Origin of the sequence: Klebsiella sp. MS 92-3 (assembly GCF_000195655.1) — a bacterium.
In the GTDB taxonomy this organism is placed as follows: domain Bacteria; phylum Pseudomonadota; class Gammaproteobacteria; order Enterobacterales; family Enterobacteriaceae; genus Klebsiella; species Klebsiella pneumoniae.
In genome coordinates this window covers 4,122-5,167 of record NZ_GL882860.1, presented here as the reverse complement: position 1 = coordinate 5,167, position 1,046 = coordinate 4,122, and the positions used below count along the sequence as shown (strand labels likewise).

Below are 1,046 nucleotides of genomic sequence, written 5' to 3'. Positions count from 1 at the left end.
CCCCCCCCCCCCCCCCCCCCGCCGGGGGGGTGAGGTCAAGCAGCGTGTCCATCATGGGGGACGATTACAGCGCGCTGCCGAAGGTATTGCACTGCGCCGGATCGCCGCTATCGAAACCGCGTTTGAACCAGGTGTAGCGCTGTTTAGAGGTGCCGTGGGTAAAACTATCCGGCACTACGCGTCCCTGGCTCTGCTGCTGTAGACGATCGTCGCCGATGGCCTCGGCGGCGTTCAGCGCCTCCTGCAGATCGCCAGTTTCCAGAATATCCTGCTGCTGCATATTATGACCCCAGACGCCGGCGAAGCAGTCTGCCTGCAGCTCCATCTTAACCGACAGGCGGTTGGCTTCGGCCTGCGTGGCATGCTGCTGTTGCTGGCGGACCTTCGGCTCAATGCCCAGCAGTTTTTGTACGTGATGACCCACTTCATGAGCAATGACGTACCCCTGGGCAAAGTCGCCGTCGGCGCCCAGTTTATTTTTCATCTCATCGTAGAATGACAGGTCGATATAGACCGTACTGTCGGCAGGACAATAGAAGGGGCCCATCACCGACTGACCGGTGCCGCAGCCGGTACGGGTCGCGCCGCGGTAGAGCACCAGCTTTGGCTGCGGGTACTGGCGGCCCATCTTTTCAAAGATCGGCCCCCAGGTATCTTCGGTGGTAGCCAGAATGACGGAAGTAAACTTCGCCGCTTCATCGTCTTTCGGACTGATGGAGCGCTGCGTGGAGGTCTGCTGCTGCGGCATCGGTTCGCCGGTCAACATGCCGGTCAAATCCACGCCGTAGTAGCCCGCCACCAGCACAATAATCAGCAATACAATGCCGCCCTTCCCGCTCGGCAGACGGAAGCCGCCGCCCCCGCCGCCGCCAAACGGCGAGCCTGATTGTCCACGTTGATCTTCAACATTGTCGCTTTCGCGACGCCCTTGCCAGCGCATAAGCACCTCATTCCCTGTTATGTATCAATAGCAGAGATCGTAGGCGGTTCAGCGCAGGATTACCACAGGAAACAGCAAGAGACGCCAGAAGATGAGGCCATCTTCT

General features: G+C 59.8%; 1 protein-coding gene. It reads right to left on the bottom strand.

The genetic code is table 11. The features are described 5' to 3' along the window. Positions 1 to 64 precede the first annotated feature (64 nt). Complete coding sequence (locus tag HMPREF9538_RS03485) at positions 65 to 940, bottom strand: neutral zinc metallopeptidase (RefSeq protein WP_009486197.1); 876 nt, start codon at positions 938 to 940, stop codon at positions 65 to 67. Positions 941 to 1,046 lie beyond the last annotated feature (106 nt).